The sequence below is a fragment of the Caulobacter sp. GW456-12-1-14-TSB4 genome (genome assembly GCF_059424195.1).
In genome coordinates this window covers 1-16,521 of record NZ_JBWKZF010000051.1, presented here as the reverse complement: position 1 = coordinate 16,521, position 16,521 = coordinate 1, and the positions used below count along the sequence as shown (strand labels likewise).

Annotated in this window: 12 protein-coding genes and 1 pseudogene; 4 read left to right on the top strand and 9 right to left on the bottom strand. The window is 68.0% G+C overall.

Features of this window, described 5'->3' with window-relative positions; genetic code table 11:
- Positions 1-129: 129 nt before the first annotated feature.
- Positions 130-603, top strand: a complete 474-nt coding sequence (locus AC07YH_RS25770; RefSeq protein ID WP_494749746.1) for a hypothetical protein — start codon at positions 130-132, stop codon at positions 601-603.
- A gap of 15 nt (positions 604-618) precedes the next feature.
- A complete protein-coding gene (locus AC07YH_RS25765; protein ID WP_494749745.1) occupies positions 619-1,341 on the top strand; it encodes an alpha/beta fold hydrolase in 723 nt (240 codons plus the stop codon).
- Between the two features lie 64 nt (positions 1,342-1,405).
- Here AC07YH_RS25765 and AC07YH_RS25760 read toward each other — a convergent pair whose 3' ends face one another.
- The 5 genes from AC07YH_RS25760 to AC07YH_RS25740 form a co-directional block, all read right to left on the bottom strand.
- On the bottom strand, positions 1,406-4,123 hold the full coding sequence (locus AC07YH_RS25760) for a TonB-dependent receptor (protein WP_494749744.1): 2,718 nt from the start codon (positions 4,121-4,123) through the stop codon (positions 1,406-1,408).
- A gap of 339 nt (positions 4,124-4,462) precedes the next feature.
- The gene (locus AC07YH_RS25755) at positions 4,463-7,228 is read right to left on the bottom strand and encodes a TonB-dependent receptor (protein WP_494749743.1); all 2,766 of its coding nucleotides are present in this window, start codon (positions 7,226-7,228) and stop codon (positions 4,463-4,465) included.
- Positions 7,229-7,383: 155 nt separating this feature from the next.
- Complete coding sequence (locus tag AC07YH_RS25750) at positions 7,384-8,130, bottom strand: response regulator transcription factor (RefSeq protein WP_494749747.1); 747 nt, start codon at positions 8,128-8,130, stop codon at positions 7,384-7,386.
- Positions 8,131-8,288: 158 nt separating this feature from the next.
- Positions 8,289-9,437: a hypothetical protein gene (locus tag AC07YH_RS25745; RefSeq protein ID WP_494749742.1), complete on the bottom strand. Its 1,149-nt coding sequence runs from the start codon at positions 9,435-9,437 to the stop codon at positions 8,289-8,291.
- 125 nt (positions 9,438-9,562) lie between these two features.
- Positions 9,563-10,426, bottom strand: a complete 864-nt coding sequence (locus AC07YH_RS25740) for an SDR family oxidoreductase (protein ID WP_494749741.1) — start codon at positions 10,424-10,426, stop codon at positions 9,563-9,565.
- Positions 10,427-10,532: 106 nt separating this feature from the next.
- Here AC07YH_RS25740 and AC07YH_RS25735 point away from each other — a divergent pair, with 106 nt between their 5' ends.
- Complete coding sequence (locus AC07YH_RS25735) at positions 10,533-11,411, top strand: LysR family transcriptional regulator (RefSeq protein WP_494749740.1); 879 nt, start codon at positions 10,533-10,535, stop codon at positions 11,409-11,411.
- Here the strand turns inward: AC07YH_RS25735 and AC07YH_RS25730 are convergent.
- The 3 genes from AC07YH_RS25730 to AC07YH_RS25720 all read right to left on the bottom strand — a co-directional run bounded on the left by AC07YH_RS25730 (position 11,408) and on the right by AC07YH_RS25720 (position 15,280).
- The gene (locus tag AC07YH_RS25730; protein WP_494749739.1) at positions 11,408-13,126 is read right to left on the bottom strand and encodes an ATP-binding protein; all 1,719 of its coding nucleotides are present in this window, start codon (positions 13,124-13,126) and stop codon (positions 11,408-11,410) included. The genes AC07YH_RS25735 and AC07YH_RS25730 overlap by 4 nt on opposite strands.
- A 141-nt stretch (positions 13,127-13,267) precedes the next feature.
- Complete coding sequence (locus tag AC07YH_RS25725) at positions 13,268-14,554, bottom strand: adenylosuccinate synthase (RefSeq protein WP_494749738.1); 1,287 nt, start codon at positions 14,552-14,554, stop codon at positions 13,268-13,270.
- Positions 14,555-14,668: 114 nt separating this feature from the next.
- Complete coding sequence (locus AC07YH_RS25720) at positions 14,669-15,280, bottom strand: acyloxyacyl hydrolase (RefSeq protein ID WP_494749737.1); 612 nt, start codon at positions 15,278-15,280, stop codon at positions 14,669-14,671.
- A 146-nt stretch (positions 15,281-15,426) separates the two neighbouring features.
- Between AC07YH_RS25720 and AC07YH_RS25715 the strand changes: the two genes are divergently transcribed.
- Positions 15,427-16,404, top strand: coding sequence for a threonine ammonia-lyase (locus AC07YH_RS25715; protein ID WP_494749736.1), 978 nt, complete (start codon positions 15,427-15,429; stop codon positions 16,402-16,404).
- A 6-nt stretch (positions 16,405-16,410) separates the two neighbouring features.
- Here the strand turns inward: AC07YH_RS25715 and AC07YH_RS25710 are convergent.
- Positions 16,411-16,521: pseudogene (locus AC07YH_RS25710) on the bottom strand (hypothetical protein); the annotation flags it as partial.

Here is a 16,521-nt window from a genome sequence, read left to right as displayed (position 1 = left end):
GCGACTGAGGGGGCTACTCGGCATAGGCCGCGCTGCCCCCTCCGGCCCTCCGGGCCACCTCCCCCAGAGGGGGAGGAGAGATACGCAAAGGGGCGCTCTTCGGAGCGCCCCTTTTTCGTTGCGGCTGCTATGTCTACGGCCATGACCATCACCTGCGCCCACACCGGCAAGCCGGCCGTCTACCAGCGCTCGCCCGACGACTGCATGATCTGCGTCCTGGCGATGCTGACCGGCCGGTCCTACGAGGAGGTGGTCGCCGCCGCGCTGGCCCACGACGCCGCGTTCCCGGTCCAGGGCCCGCTGAGCCATTCGATGCTGCGCAGCGTGGCCCATGGCTGGGACTTCATGCTGCTGAGCAGCATCTACATGCTGTGGTCCAGCCCCGGCATCGTCGGCGTGCTGTCGCCCAACATCCCCGGCACGGGCCACGCGGTGTTCTGGGACGGCGAGAAGATCATCGATCCCAAGCCCGGCGGCGAGGTCGATCGCGCCTATGTCGACGCCCACGGCCTGGAGTTCACCCAAAGGGCATCGGACCTGCTGCCGCTGGCGGATCACGAGCTGGCCATCGCCGCGGCGCGGACGACCGACGAACCGTTCTGAGTCTATAAGGCCCCGATGACCGACGCGACTCCCCTGCCCCAGCTGATCCTGCTCCCCGGCCTGCTCAACGACGCGGCGCTGTGGCGCGACCAGATCAGCGGCCTGGCCGATGTCGCCGATATCTGGGTCCCCGACCTCGCCCCCTACGCCACCCTGCGCGAGATGGCCGACAGCGTGCTGGCCAAGGCCGCGCCGACCTTCGCCCTGGCCGGGTTCTCGATGGGCGGCTATGTGGCCCAGGAGATCGCGCGGATCGCGCCCGAGCGGATCGAGCGCCTGGCCCTGCTGGACACCTCGATCCGTGTCGACAGTCCCGAGCGCGCCGCCCAGCGGCGAGCCCTGAACAAGGCCGCCGCCAAGGGCCAGACCTTCATCGGCATCGGCCAGGCGATCATGAAGTCCTATGTCGACGCCTCGCGGCTGGACGATCACGACCTGACCGGCCGCATCGTCGACATGACCCAGCGCCTGGGTCGCGACGTCTTCCTGCGCCAGAACAGCCTGGAGCGCGAGGACGGCGAGGCGGCGCTGCGGGCCTTGCGCGTCCCGTTGGCCATCATCGTCGGCGAGAACGACCAGATCACCCCCGCCGACGGCCACCGCGAGATGGCCAAGGCGATCGGCTGCTCGCACCTGCTGGTCATTCCGCACACCGGCCACATGACCCCGATGGAAGCGCCGGGGCCGGTCAATGGCGCCCTGCGTCACTGGCTGTCGCGCCCGGCCGGCAAGCGCTGAGCCAAACAAAAACCTCCCCGGGTCGCCCCGGGGAGGTCCTGTCAGGCCTGGTGTCTACCCAGCCTTAGAAGTTGAAGCGCACCCCGCCGACATAGCGGCGACCGAACTTCTCGTACTCGATCGGATAGCGCGACTGGTCGCCGTAGCGACGCGCGCCCTGGTTGGTCAGGTTGCTGGCGTCGAAGAACAGTTCGAGGTTCTTGTTGACCCGGTAGCGGGCCGAGAAATCCATCTCCTCGTCGCTGTCCCAGAAGATGTCGCCATTGTCCGTCGGGTAGGTCCCGCCGTTGATGACGCGATAGGCGCCGACCGACTGGCCCCACGGCGTACGGTACTGATAGGCCAGACGCAGGGTCATGCCGTACTTCTCGTAGATGGCCTGGACGTTGTAGACGGCGTCCGAGGTGCCCAGCACCGAGATGGTGCGGGCCGGCACGCCGCCGACCGACGGCAGGTTGACCTTGGACGAGGTCCAGGTGCCCGACAGGCGGGTGCCGAAGCCGCCCAGCCAATCGGGCAGCTTGTGGTCTTCGACGAAGGTCTTGGCGGTGCCGCTGAAGAACAGCTCGATGCCTTCCAGGTGGCCCTCGCCGGCGTTGTCGATGCCGCTGAAGGCATAGCCCGAGCGATCGACGCCGTTGGTGTTCAGCGAGGTGTCGCCGAAGGTGCGCGAGGTCTGGACCAGCACGTCCTTCAGGTCCTTGTAGAACACGCCCGCCGAGAAGAAGGTCTCCTGGCCGGCGTACCATTCCAGATAGGTGTCCAGGCCGACCTGGCGCTCGGGCTTGGCGTTGGGATTGCCGCCCGAGACGGTCTGGTTGCTGTCGCTGAACGTGAAGTTCGGGCGCAGGTCGTCGAAGTCGGCGCGCGAGGCCGAGGTGGTGACGCCGACGCGCAGCTTGACGTCCTGGCGCAGGTTCCAGTTCAGGTGGGCGCTGGGATAGAACAGCGTGTCGTCGCTCTTGGTCTGCACCAGGCGCACGCCGGCCGGGGTCGCGCCCGAGGCCGGGAACGCGACATAGGCCTGGCCTTCGTTCTCGATGTGCTCGACGCGCACGCCGTAGACGATGTTGCCCCAGTCGAAGCGGGTCGTGCCCATGGCGTAGCCGGCGGTGATCGTCTCGCCCACGCGCCAGTAGTTGGCGGTCGTGTCGGTCTTGGTTGCCGTACCGGCGGTGACCAGACCCTTCATGTAGTTGGTCGTGAAGTCCTTGTCGGTGTAGCGGAAGGTGTAGTTCAGGTTCTGGCTGCCCAGATAGCCGATGTTCGTCGCGAACTGCGCCCAGGTCGGCGCGCTCGACCCCGAGAAGGCCTGGCTGAAGGCGCTTTCACGCGACTTCTTGATGCGGTCGGTCCACATGCCGCCGAACTCGAACTTGGTCTCATGGCCGCCCAGTTCGGCTTCGTAGTCGAAGTCGGCCTTGGCGGTCAGGGCGTTGGTGAAGTCGCCGCCCTTGAGGTTGCCGGCGCTGGTCAGCGGGAACTGGAAGTCCTCGATGTTGGTGACCTGGGCGCCGCGGGTGCGGGCGCCGGTGACGCCGCCGGTCTGGAAGAGCTTGACCGTGTTCACGTCGCCGTTGCGGAAGTCGTACTCGACGGTCGGACGCAGCAGGAAGCTGGACGGGCTCTGGAAGGCGAACGTCACCGGGGTGTCGCGGCCGTCCTGGGTGTAGGTGTAGTTCAGGCGCCACGACGCGCTGAGCTTGTTCCAGCGATGCTCGCCGCCAATCGTGTTGGTCGACATCGCTTCCTTGGTGTTGCGGTAGTCGATGCGGGCGTTGATGCGCGCGCCGTAGGTCGTGCCGAAGGTCGGGTCGGTGGCGTTGATATAGGCGTTGCTGGTGTAGCTGTTGCCCGCCGCGTCCGTGCCCTGGTCCAGGCGGAAGATGAAGTTATCGCGCAGCTCGTCGTCGTTGTAGTACGTGTTGATCGTGCTGGCGAAGATCGAATTGTCTTCGTTGAACTTGTAGTCCGCGCGGATCGACGCCGACATGTTCTTGCGAGTCAGACGATAGTGCTTGTTTTCGTGCTCGCGGGCGAAGTGCTTGTTCGGATCGGCGGTGTTGGCGAGATACGGGTCGGTTTCCCAGTTGTCGGTCGCCATTTCGCGCGAATAGTACGAGGCCTGGGCCACGATGCCGAACTTGTCGCCGAACACGTTCGAATAGACGAGGTTGCTGTCGATCTCGTCGCCGCCGCCCAGCTTCACCCGGCCCCAGCCCAGCTTGCCGTTGATGCGCTGGCCCTTGTAGTCGAAGGCGCGGCGGGTGCGGATGTCGACGTTGCCGGCGACGGTGTTGCCCGGCATCGACGGCACGATGGCCTTCTCGACCGTGATCAGGCTGGCGATGGCCGAGGGGATGTTGTCGAAGCGGCTGGAGCGGCCCTCCGGGCTGACGACCGACAGGCCGTCGAACGACAGGGTCGTCCAGTAGACCGGCGCGCCGCGCAGGTTGACGTAGCGGGCCTGGCCCTGGTCGCGCTCGACCGCGACACCCGGCAGGCGGCCGATGGCGAAGGCGATGTTCTGGTCCGGCAGGGCGCCCACGGCGTCGGCCGACAGGATGCTGACCAGCGAGTCGGAGTTCTTCTGCAGCTCCAGCGCCACGGCTTGGCTCTCGGCCATCGGGCGGCGGCCGGTGATGACGATGTCGGTGACGATGTTCTGATCGTCGGTGGCGCTGGCCGGTTCATCGGCGTACGCCGCGCCGGCGACGGTGGCCAGCATCAGCGAGAGAAGGCTTACGCGGCGCAGCAGCGCCGCCTGGGTGCGGATGGTCATGATGATCCCCCTGTGCGTCGCGGCTGTCGCGCGACTGTCAAGCAGTGGGGGAGGCCTTAACGACCGTGGGTATCCTTTCGACGACGAAATAATGACGCCTTAATGACGACATTTTTTGACACGTTTCAGCCTTAGTTCGACACACTCGCCGACGGAATGAAAAAGGCGACGCCCGTGAGGACGCCGCCTTTGATATCCAAATTACCGTTCTTCCCGGCGAAAGCCGGGACCCAGATGGAAGAGCGTTGAGGTGGGCTCTAGGAGCGCCGCGCTCATCCAGTCAGCTCAAACGCCCCGAGATCTGGGCCCCGGCTTTCGCCGGGGAGATCGGAAAAGGGCTTAGAAGCTCAACTGGACCCCCGTCCGGAACGTGCGGCCATAGCGCTCGTTCTCGCCCAGGTGATGCGGCTGGCCGACGAAGGTCCGCCACGGTTCGTCGTTCAGGTTCGAGCCTTCCAGGAACACCGTGGCGCTGTGGGCCTTGTCGCCGAACGCGTAGGCGATGCGGGCGTCGACCTGGCCGTGCTTGTCCCAATAGACGTCCGAGCTGGCGTCCGCGCCCAGGGTGTAGAGGAACTTGCTGCGGTATGAGTAGGCCACCCGCGCCGTCAGGCCGTGCTTTTCATAGAACAGCTGAGCGGTGCCGACGGCCTTGGACTGCTGGACCAGCGGCAGCGCCTCCTGGCGGCCCGGGACGCCCTTGATCGACGAGTCGATGAGCGCCAGGTTCGCGCCGACGCCGAAGCCATCCAGCACGCCGGGCAGGAAGCTCAGCTGCGATTGGACGTTCAGTTCCAGGCCGGCGACATAGGCCTTGGTGGCGTTCAGCGGCAGGGAGACCGCGGCCCCCGTGACGGCGACGCCGCCATAGGTCCCGTTTTGGTTCAGCAGGGTGCGGGTGAAGATCGGGTCCTGGATGTCCTTGACGAACAGCGAGGCCGACACGACGCCCTGGCCCGGCAGGTAGTATTCGAAGCCGGCGTCGACATTGGTCGAGGTCAGCGGCTTCAGGTCCGGATTGCCGGTGGTCACGGTGTTGGCCGTGGCGTCGACCGTGATGGCCGGGGCCAGCTGGACGTAGTCCGGACGACCGATCGCCGTGGTCGCCGCGGCGCGCAGGACCAGGCGTTCGCTGACGTCCATCTTGGCGTTCAAGCTGGGGAACCAGTTGGTGTACGTGTTGCCGCCCGTGGTGTCGGGACCGCGCAGCGAGGTGACGTTGTTGAAGGTCTTGGCGGTGTAGTCGCCGTCGGTGTGCTCGACGCGCACGCCCGGGACCAGGGTGACGCGGCCCAGCTTCAGCGTGGCCATGGCGTAGCCGGCCGAGATCTTCTCCGAGACGCTGTAGTCGCTGAGCAGGTCGGTGCTGAGCGACTTGGCGGCGTTCAGCTTCAGGGTCGTCGGGTTGGCGGTGACATAGGCCTGGGCCGCCGTGTAGTCGACCTTCGGCCCGAAGGCGTAGCGGCCGTCATAGGTCGAGGCCAGGCTCGGCGGGTTCAGGGCGGCCAGGGTGAAGGCCAGCGAACCCGGATCATAGGTCGAATAGGCGCGGTCGTTGGTCTTGTCGCGATCGGTGAACTTGGCGCCGAACTTCAGCGACGAGCCCTCGCCCACGCTGTCCAGCGGCAGGGTGTAGTCGGCGCGAGCCTGCTTCAGGGTCTCGACGGCCTCGCGGCGATCGTAGTTGACGCTCTTGAAGACGTACTGGCTGGGATCGAAGGCGCTGGCGCCCGGGGTCACCAGGAACAGCACGTCGGTGGTGTCGTAGGTCCCGGTCATGGTCTTGCCGCTGGCGAACTGGAATTCGCTGCGCAGCGGGTCGGTCTTCTCGGCGCGGCTATAGGCGGCGTCGACGGAGAGCTTGCCGGTCCCGACATTGAACTTGCCGCCGGTCGAGACGGTCTTGGTGTTGTCGTTCTCGTCGCGACGACGGACATAGCGGGCGCCCGTGGCCTTCGTGAACGCGCCCGAGGTGGCGTTGGCCGGGGTGATCGTGCCGGCGATCGGCAGGCGGAAGCGGTCGCGGGTCTCGTGGTCGGTGAACTTCGAGTACTGGGTGCGCAGATACAGCTGCACGTCATCGTTCGGGCGCCAGTCGAAATTGCCGACCACGCCGGTGCGCTCGCGGGTCAGGTTGTAGTCGCGCTGGTCGAAGTCGGCGGGGATGTCGAAGCCGCCGGCCGTGGTCCACGAGGCGCCGGCCACGTTCTGCGACTCGACCGGACGCTTGGAATAGTTGGCCGAGATCACCGCGCCGAAGCTCTTGTCGGCCCCGAACGTGCCACCCAGGGTCAGGTCGCCCTCGTAGGGGTGCTTGTCGTTCAGGTCGAACTGGCCGTAGGCGGCGCGGGCGCTGCCGAACGTGCCGTGGCGGTCGAAGGCCGACAGGGTGACGATGTCGACCTGGCCGGCGATGGCGGCGGCGTCGAGGTCGGGCGTCAGGCTCTTGATCACCGTGACCGCGCCGATCAGCGACGAGGGGATGTCGTCCAGCTTGACCTGGCGGTTGTCGGGTTCGGGCGCGGCGGCCGTCTGGCCGTTGACCGTGACGTTGGCGTAGCGCGGATCGACGCCGCGGATAATGACGTAGCGGCCTTCGCCCTGGTCGTTGGCGACGGTGACGCCCGGCAGGCGGTGCACGGCCTCGGCCACGTTCTGGTCAGGCAGCTTGCCCACGTCGTTGGCGTAGAGGGCCTCGACGAAGTTGTTGGCGACCTTCTTGGTCTGCAGGGCGCGGCGCTCGGCGGCGCGCTGGCCGGTGACGACGATCTCGGCGACGGCGTCCGGCGGGGTCAGGGTGACCTCGACCTCGGCGGTCGTGCTGTCGGACAAAGCCACCGGCGTGGTCGAGGCGCCGTAGCCGACATAGTTCACCCGCACTTCGGCGGCGCCGGCCGGCAGGCCGGTCAGCGAGAAGCGGCCGTCCGGACCGGCGGTGGCGCTGCGGCCGCCCACGGACACCGAGGCGCCCGGCAGCGGCAGGCCGCCGGCGTCGACGACCCGACCGCTCAGATCGGCGGCCAGGGCCGGACCGGCGAAGGCCATGGTGACAAGCGCCACGGCGCTCACACGACGCAGCAGCGCCGTCTTGGTGATGATGTGCATGAGAGACCCCCGAACTCTGCGCCGCGCCCATGCGCGGTCTGGTCCGAGGTCGGCAGGTAGTCCCCACGCATGGCGCGCAGGCGACGGTCCCGCGACGTTACGGTATAGGTTTCAGGGCGAGATTGCGGCCAAGATTTCCGCGCTGAAACACGGATTTAGGCCGCGCGGCCGGTGTCCTCGCCGCTCATGAAGCCCATCAGGGCGTCGATGCGCTTGACCAGTTCCTGGCGTCCGGCGGAGCCCGACATGTCGGCGGCCATGCAGGTTTCCAGCGCCGCGGCGGCCTGGACCAGACGGCTGTCCTTGACCGCCTCGCCGACCTTGCGCAGCTCGACCGCCTGGGCGACCAGGGCGCGGCGCGCCTGGGCCGGATCGGTGTCCAGGGCGGTGGCGGCGGATTTGACGATGCGCAGGGCCTGGGACAGGCGCGCGGCGGGCGTGCCCGTGCCGTCGGCCTTGCGCTTGCGCGGACCCTTGTAGTCGGCCGAGTTGAAGCGGCGGCGGTCGGGACCGACATAGGCCACGGCCTCGATCCAGTCGCGCGGCTTCAGGGCCACCGCCTCGAGGCGGCGCTCCAGGTCGCCCAGGTTGAAGGGCTTGCGCATGAACTCGTGCACGCCGGCGTCGCGGGCGCCGAAGATGGCCTCGGCGGTGGCTTCGGCCGTGCACATGATCACTGGCGCTTCGCGGCACGGCAGGTCGCTGCGGCGGATCTTGCGGCAGAAGGCCAGGCCGTCGACGCCGGCCTGGTTGTGCTCGACGAAGATCAGCTGGGGGTCGGTGGCGCGGGCCATGGCGTAGCCCTTCTCCGCCGACGGCGCGGCGAAGATCTGCACCCCGCCCAGCGGGCGCAGGTGTTCGGCCAGCAGGCGGGCGGTCGCCGGGTTCGGATCAACGACCATGACCCGTTGCACCTTGGAGGCGACGCGCTGGATTGTGCGGGCGTTCCCGTCGAACACGGAAGCGTAGCTCCTCGAAACTAGACCCTCATTCCTACGCGCAGAATGTAAAAATCCGCTTATGATTGACGTCAACCATCCGCGTCAGTTTGTCGTTCCCTTTAGATCGCCACCGGGACGGACAGACCGGCCTCGAAATCCTGCAGGATGTCGATGGCTTCCTCGATGTCCACGGTCAGCGGATCGCCCAGCGGGAAGCGGTAACGCCAGTAGCTGGAGATGTGCGAGATCACCCCGACCCGCTCGCCCAGCGACAGGAACATCTCGGGCGCGCGCAGCAGGAAGTCGCGGAAGGCCGTCGGGCGGCCGTTGTCGATCAGGTCCTCGAACGCGTCGTCATAGACCTTGAGCGTGCGCATGATCGCCGAGCGCTCGACCAGCACGCCCCCCTGCAGGCGGCGGCGGGACTCGTCGACATAGCGGGCGACCTCGGCGTCGCGGTTGCCGGTCACCACCAGGCGGCCGATCTCCTGGCCCACGGTGGTCAGCTGCGGCCACAGCTTGGTCAGCATCCACTTGTAATAGAGGAAGCCCTTCCAGCTGAAGACGCCTTCCTTGAAGCTGTCGCCTTCCATGACCAGGGTCTTGCGCAGCGGCTCCAGGCGCTCGTCGACATCGGTCGACAGCAGGGCCTCGACCAGGCGCGCGGTATAGGCCCGCCCGCCGCCGCCGGCCCCGCGATAGGCCAGCTCGATCAGCCGGGCGATCTCCATGGTCACGAAGCCCTGCATGTTCTCCAGGTCGGCGTGCGACAGGGCGAAATAGCAGTTGGCCACCTGCACGCCGTTGCGGCGCAGGTGTTCGCGCAGCAGGAACGGGTCCAGCGACGGCAGCATGTCGATCAGCCGAAGCGTGGCCAGGTCGCGGCTCATGTCGCCCGAGGCGTTGCAGGCCTCGACCACCAGGTCGGCCCAGCCGCGCTGGCCGATGAACACCGACTGGCCGCCCAGGCCAAGGTCGCGGCGGTCGAACGGGATGATGATCTTGGTGGCGGTCGGCTGCGCCTCGTCGAACAGATAGAAATCGTCGTTGCGCAGGCGGTGCTTGAGCAGGATGGCGGTGTTCAGCACGCGATTGCGGAACAGCGGGGCTTCGGAATATTCGGGCCGGCTGGAACTCTCGGCCTCGACGGCCAGCAGGTTCAGAACGCGGCTGGTCGAGGCCGTGCGCTCCAGGGCGCGCAGGCTGCGCATCATCCGGTCGGCCTTGTGGACCGGCTTCAGCTTGCGGCGGCGCGCGAGTGCGGACACGAAAACCCCTTGTGTAGACAAGTCGTCATACAGCCAGGGTGGCTAACAAACGCTAACCAGACCGGTGTTTGGCGAGGGTCGCAACCGGAAGTGGGGACACTCTCCCCACTTCCGTTCACGGAGCGTCAGGCGGTCACGGCGGCCGCGAACTCACGATAGCCGCGCAGCGGGCGACCCAGGATCGCGGTCAGGCGCGCGACGTCGCCGGCCTCGGGGACCATGCCGTCGCTGACATAGCGCTCGGCCATCAGGCGCATCTCATAGGCCATCCACTTGGGCATGAAGGCCGACACGCTCTGCTCGAAGCCGCTGGGATCGTCGCCGCCGTAGACGATCGGGCGGCCCAGGACGTCCGACCAGATCGCCGCCACGTCCGCGCCCGTCAGCGTGTCGGGGCCGACCAGGTTGAGGGTCTCGACCGGCAGCAGGCCCGGCGCCTTGTCGCGACGGATCAGTTCGAGGGCGGCGACCTCGGCGATGTCGCGCGCGTCGACCATGGCGACGCCCTTGGCCCCGATCGGCATCGGGTAGACGCCGTGGTTCAGGACCACGTCCTTGATCATCAGCTCGTTGTCGATGAAGTAGGCCGGGCGCAGGATCGTGGCGCTAAAGCCCATCTGCTGGATCATCCGCTCGGCCCCGGACTTCACCGCGAAGTGCGGCACGTTCACGAAGCGGTCGGCGTGCAGCACCGACAGGTAGACCACGCGATCCACGCCGCACTCGCGGGCGATGTTCAGCGTGACCAGCGCCTGGGTGAATTCATCGCCCGCCACGGCGTTCAGCAGGAACAGGGTCCGCACGCCCTTGAAGGCCGCGCGCAGGGCGTCGATGTCGAGCAGGTCGCCCTTGGCGATCTCGACCTCCGACGGGAAGTCGGCCTTGGCGGGATCGCGAACCAGGACGCGGACCTTGGCGCCGCGATCGATCAGTTGCTGGACGACGTGGCGGCCGACACGGCCGGTGGCGCCGGTGACGAGGATGGTCATGGGAAAATCTCCGGGGTTGGGTGGTTGGGACACCCGGAAAATGATCGATCCACATACGGTCCAATAGCCGCTACATCTGGACACCTCGTCTCACTGATGGAACATCATGGACCTGCTGGCCCTCGCCGACTTCAACCTGGTCGCCCGCCACGGCGGCTTTGGCCGCGCCGCCCGCGAGGCCGGCCGCCCCAAGGCCACCCTGTCGCGCCGAGTGGCCGAACTGGAGGCCAGCCTCGGCCTTCGCCTGTTCGAACGCGGGCGCACCCTGAAGCTGACCGAGGAAGGCCGCGCGCTCTATGCCCGCACCGGCGCCTTGCTGGCAGAACTGGATGAAGCCGCGGCCGCGATCGCCTCCGGCGGCGGCACGCCGCGCGGCCGCCTGCGGATCAGCGCGCCGCTGCTGTTCTCCCAGACCGCCATGGGCCGACTGGCCGCCGAGTTCGCCCGCGCCTACCCCGAGGTGCGGCTGGAAGTGACCACCGACGACCGCCAAGTCGACATGGTCGAGGAGGGCTACGACCTGGTGATCCGGGTGAATCCGAACCCCGACGCGGGCCTGATTGGCCGCGTCTTTCTCCGCGATCGACTGGTGGTCGTGGCCCGCCCGGACCTGGCGCGACCGACGGACGGCTCACCGGTCCGGGCCGTCGTGCGTGGCGCCGGGGGCGATATCGAGACCTGGGACGCGGGTGCGTCCAACATCGCCGTCGAGCCTGTCCTGCGGCTGTCGTCGATGATCATGGTCCGCGACGCGGTGCGGGCCGGCGTCGGCATCGCCCGCCTGCCGATCTCGCTGGTCAGCCACGATTTGGAGGCCGGCCGACTCGTGTCCTGGGGCGAGGTGGCCGGACCCGAGATCACGCTGTGGGCGCTCTACCCGTCTCGGCGGCTGCTCAGCGCCCGGGTGTCGGCGTTCCTGGAGCACCTGAAGACGGCCTTCCCCACCGGCGCGCCCGACGAGCTGGCTCGCTATATCGAGGGCTAGCTCGCCGCTTTCAGCGCCTTGACCGCCGAGGCGGGACGGCTCAGCGCCGCGACGGTGGCCAGCAGGCCGGCGGGCTGGATCGGCTTGGGGTGGGCGTCGTCGAAGCCTTGGCCGAGCAGGCGTTCGGCGTCGCCGACCATGGCGTCGGCGGTCAGGGCCACGACCGGCATGTCGACCCGGCCGCCCTCGCCCGAGCGGATGCGGCGCACGGCCTCGACGCCGTCCATCACCGGCATGTGGACGTCCATCAGCACGACGTCGAAATCCTCGACCCGCAGGCGGGCCAGGGCGGCGTGGCCATCGCCCTCGGTGGCGACGCTGACGCCGACCGCTTCCAGGATCGCCCGCGCCACCATCTGGTTGACCGCGTTGTCGTCGACCACCAGCACCCGCACGCCGGCCAGGTCCAGCGCCGCGTCGGAACCGATGACATCGTCCGGGGCCTGCGCGGCCGGCAGGGCCAGGCGCACGGCGAAGCTGGAGCCTTCACCCAGCGTGCTGACGACCCCGATCTCGCCGCCCATCATCTGCGCCAGCTGCCGGCAGATCGCCAGGCCAAGGCCCGTGCCGCCAAAGCGGCGAGCCGTCGAGCGGTCGCCTTGCGCGAAGGGCATGAACAGCCGGCCGATCTGCTCGTCGCTCATGCCCAGGCCCGAGTCAGCGACGGTCAGCACGATACCGTCCTCGGCCGGGCCCACGCGCACGACCACATGGCCGGTCTCGGTGAACTTCAGGGCGTTGGAGACCAGGTTCATCAGCACCTGGCGCACCCGGGTCGCGTCGCCCGACAGCCAGGCCGGCGTCGCCGGATCGACCTCCAGCGTCAGGTCCAGGCCCTTCAGCCGCGCGGTCTCGCTCCAGACCAGGCGGATCTGGGAGGCCAGCTTGCGGATGTCGAACGGCGCGACCTCAAGCTCCAGCTTGCCGGCCTCGATCTTCGACAGGTCCAGGATGTCGTTGAGGATGGTCATCAGGCCGTGGCCCGACTGTTCGATCATCTCCAGATATTCGGACTGGCGCACGTCCAGGTCGGTGCCGCGCAGGGCGTGGGCCAGGCCCAGCACCCCGTTCATCGGCGTGCGCAGCTCGTGGCTCATCATCGCCAGGAAGGCCGACTTGGCGCGGCTGGCTTCCTGGGCCTCGGCCTCGGCCCGCTCCAGCGCCTTGGCCGAGCCGCGCATCACCCGCACGGCGTCGAAGGCGTAGCCCATCAGGCCAGCCAGGGCGACCAGGGCCACGCCCTTCTCCCAGGGGCTGAACTTGGGCGCCATCAACGGCACCATCACCAGCGCCACGACCGGGCCCGGCAGGATGGTCAGCATCGCCGACCAGCTGACGGTGGCGTATTTCAGCCCTTCGACGATCAGGCCGAACAGGATGATCAGGGCCGCGAACCGCATCGACATCGGGCCGTGCAGCGCGCTCCAGCAGGCCATGACCGACCAGACCGTGGTGAACGCGGCCGGCGGCGCCAGGCGCTTGAAGAGGTTGGTGCGGCCGATCTCACGCGGCTTGAAGGTCAGCTGCAGATAGACCAGCCAGCCTTCCAGCAGGACGTTCACCCCGCCCCAGATCAGGGCCGGCCTGGCGCCGAAATTGACGAAGAGCAGACCACCGACCAGGGCCGTGACGGTCAGACGCGCGACGCGGCTGCGCTTGCTCATGACGAGCGTCGCGCCTTCCTGGCCGTCGTCGAGGATGTCCCGCAGCCCCACGCCGCAATCCCTTCCCGGTGATTCTCGCGGTGGAGCTTCCCCGAACAAGGTTCACAAGCATTTACCGTGCGACCGGTTGTCGCACCTTTTTTAGGCGCCGCATCCTCGGCGTGGGTTGCGGCGCCTAAAGGGTCCCAGTGTTTAGCCCTGGAACGGGTCGCGCATCAGAATGGTGTCGTCGCGCTCGGGGCTGGTGGACAGCAGGGCGACGGGCGCGCCGATCAGCTCCTCGACGCGGCGCACATACTTGATGGCGTTGGCGTTGAGGTCCTTGAACGAGCGGGCGCCGGCGGTGCTTTCGGTCCAGCCGGCGATCTCCTCGTAGACCGGCGTAGCGGCGGCCTGGTCGCGCAGGCCGGCTGGCAGGTAATCGACGACCTTGTCGCCGATCCTGTAGCCGACGCAGATCTTCAAGGTCTCCAGGCCGTCCAGCACGTCCAGCTTGGTCAGGGCCACGCCGTGGATGCCGTTGATGGCCACCGACTGGCGCACCAGCACCGAGTCGAACCAGCCGCAGCGGCGAGCGCGGCCGGTGTTGACGCCAACCTCGCGACCGACGGTCGACAGGTGCTTGCCGACGTCATCGAACAGCTCGGCCGGGAACGGGCCCTCGCCCACGCGGGTGGTGTAGGCCTTGACGATGCCCAGCACGAAGCCGGTCGCCGACGGGCCCATGCCCGAGCCGGCCGAGGCCTGGCCCGCCGCCGTGTTGGACGAGGTGACGAACGGGTAGGTGCCGTGGTCGACGTCCAGCAGCGAGCCTTGCGCGCCTTCGAACAGGATGCGGCGGCCGGCCTTGTGGGCCTGGTCCAGCACCCGCCACGCCGGCTGGGCGTAAGGCAGGATGCGCGGGGCCAGCTCCATCAGGGCGTCGAACAGCTCTTGCGCCGAAGCCTCCGGCAGGTTCAGGCCGCGACGCAGGGCGCCGTGGTGGCTGAGCAGGCGCTCGATCTTCGGCTTCAGGGCTTCCGGATCGGCCAGGTCGGCGACGCGGATGGCGCGACGGCCGACCTTGTCCTCATAGGCCGGGCCGATGCCGCGGCCGGTGGTGCCGATCTTCTGGGTCGAGGCGGCCTCGCGCGCCTGGTCCAGGTCGCGGTGCAGCGGCAGGATCAGGCAGGCGTTGTCGGCCAGGATCAGCAGCTCGGGGGTGATGTTGACGCCCTGGTCGGCGATCTTGTCGATCTCGCCCAGCAGGTGCCACGGATCGACGACGACGCCGTTGCCGATCACCGACAGCTTGCCCTGGACGACGCCCGAGGGCAGCAGGGCCAGCTTGTAGACCTTGCCGTCCACCACCAGCGTGTGGCCGGCGTTGTGGCCGCCCTGGAAGCGCACGACGACATCGGCTCGGTTGCTGAGCCAGTCGACGATCTTGCCCTTGCCTTCATCGCCCCACTGGGCGCCGACGACGGTCACATTGGCCATGGTAGAGATATGCCTTGTCACCTGCCCGGTGACGTCCAGCGGCCCTTCGACAGGACTCGGCCGCAGACGTTTATTCAGTTTTGGGCGGCGACGCTCTTAGCAAAGAGAGCGAAGTCAGAAGGCGTAAACCAGTCGGACCCCCGCGTCGTCAAGCCCCTGGTTCTTCCCCTGGTGGAAGATCTGGCCGTTCGACAGGTGGGTGTAGCTGAGCTCGACCGACACCTTGTCGTTGACCTGGTAGCCCAGGGCCAGCTCCGGCTCGAACAGCACCTTCGAGCCGAAATCGATGCGGTGATAGTAGAGATAGGTGCGGCGATCGATCTCGGCCTGGCTGAGACCCGGCGCGTTGGCGGGCGGCAGACCAGCCTTGCCGTCGGTATAGGCCAAGCCCATGCCCGGACGGAAATAGAAGCCGCCCGGCTGGCCCAGCTCGATCTTCCAGTCGAAGCCGGCGGCCACGAAGTTGGAGGTGTTCTTGCTGTTGATCGACACCATGGTGTGGACCTGCGGCTTGCCCAGCCAGGTCAGGTTTTCCAGCTTGTTGGTGCGATAGCCCAGGTGGACGTCGACGCCGTCCTCGCGCCCGGCGGCGCCCAGGCCGACCAGGTTGCCGATGAAGGTCACGTCGTGCTTGTAGACCCCGACGAAGGCCTCTCCGGCCATGGCGGGAGCGGCGGCGAACCCCAGCGCGGCAGCGGCCGCGGCGGCGAACATGGCGGTCTTCATCGAGTCGTCCTGAACAGATTGCCCACGGTCCTTATCGCCCGAACGAGGCGGGCCGCAAAGGGTTTCGCATGGGCATCCCTGGAACAGGGGCGCCCGGTTTGGACGCGGCGCTTCAAAAGCGTCGCCGCGCGGCCTAAACCCTGGGCATGACCATCGCACTCGCCGACATCCAAGCCGCCGCCGGACGCCTGAAGGGCCTGACCGTCGAGACGCCGCTGATCGAGAGCCCCGCGCTGAACGAGCGCCTGGGCGGGCGGATCTTCCTCAAGCCCGAGACCCTGCAGCGGGCCGGGGCGTTCAAGTTCCGAGGGGCCTATAACCGCCTCAGCCAGCTCTCCGACGCGGAGAAGGCGCGCGGCGTCGTGGCCTTCTCGTCGGGCAACCACGCTCAGGGCGTGGCGCTGGCGGCCAAGCTGCTGGAGATCCCGGCGCTGATCGTCATGCCGTCGGACTCGCCGGCCGTTAAGGTGGCGGGGACCAAGGGTTTCGGGGCCGAGATCCGCTTCTACGACCGCTTCACCGAGGACCGCGTCGCCATCGCCGACCAGATCGCCGCCGAACGCGGCTGCACGGTGGTGCCGTCCTATGACGACCCGCACATCATCGCGGGGCAAGGCACGCTGGGGATCGAGATCGTCGAGCAGACGCGGGCGCTGGGTGTGGAGCCCGATCGCGTGCTGTCGCCGGTCGGCGGCGGCGGGCTGATCGCCGGGACGTCCACGGCCGTGAAGGGCCTGTCTCCGTCCACGGAAGTCTGGGGCGCCGAGCCCGCTGGCTTCGACGAGACGCGTCGCTCGCTGGAAAGCGGCCAGCGCGAGACCATCGACAAGGACGCCCGCTCGATCTGCGACGCCCTGCTGACGCCGATCCCGGGCGAGCTGACCTGGCCGATCAATCAGCGGAACCTGTCGGGGATCGTGGCGGTGACCGACGCCGAGGTGGCCGAGGCGATGCGGTATGCGTTCGGCACGCTGAAGCTGGTGGTCGAGCCGGGTGGGTGCGTGGCGCTGACCGCCGCTTTGACCGGGAAGATCGACCTGAAGGGCAAGACGGCGGCGATCGTGCTGTCGGGCGGGAATGTGGATCCGGGGTTGTTCGCGCAGGTTCTGCGGGGCGAAATCTAAGCAACAAAAACGCTTGTCATCCCGGAAGCCTCGCAGAGGCTGTCCGGGACCCAGGGGCCGGCGCAGTGCGGTTGCCCCTGGGTCCCGGCTCTCCGCTTCGCTGCGGCCGGGATGACA

Bases quoted from the DNA above. Each gene is read 5' to 3' on its own strand.
- AC07YH_RS25720 (WP_494749737.1), bottom strand. From the start codon at position 15,280: ATGAAGACCGCCATGTTCGCCGCCGCGGCCGCTGCCGCGCTGGGGTTC.
- AC07YH_RS25770 (WP_494749746.1), top strand. From the start codon at position 130: ATGTCTACGGCCATGACCATCACCTGCGCCCACACCGGCAAGCCGGCC.
- AC07YH_RS25760 (WP_494749744.1), bottom strand. From the start codon at position 4,123: ATGACCATCCGCACCCAGGCGGCGCTGCTGCGCCGCGTAAGCCTTCTC.
- AC07YH_RS25735 (WP_494749740.1), top strand. From the start codon at position 10,533: ATGGACCTGCTGGCCCTCGCCGACTTCAACCTGGTCGCCCGCCACGGC.
- AC07YH_RS25750 (WP_494749747.1), bottom strand. From the start codon at position 8,130: ATGGTCGTTGATCCGAACCCGGCGACCGCCCGCCTGCTGGCCGAACAC.
- AC07YH_RS25755 (WP_494749743.1), bottom strand. From the start codon at position 7,228: ATGCACATCATCACCAAGACGGCGCTGCTGCGTCGTGTGAGCGCCGTG.
- AC07YH_RS25765 (WP_494749745.1), top strand. From the start codon at position 619: ATGACCGACGCGACTCCCCTGCCCCAGCTGATCCTGCTCCCCGGCCTG.
- AC07YH_RS25740 (WP_494749741.1), bottom strand. From the start codon at position 10,426: ATGACCATCCTCGTCACCGGCGCCACCGGCCGTGTCGGCCGCCACGTC.
- AC07YH_RS25725 (WP_494749738.1), bottom strand. From the start codon at position 14,554: ATGGCCAATGTGACCGTCGTCGGCGCCCAGTGGGGCGATGAAGGCAAG.
- AC07YH_RS25715 (WP_494749736.1), top strand. From the start codon at position 15,427: ATGACCATCGCACTCGCCGACATCCAAGCCGCCGCCGGACGCCTGAAG.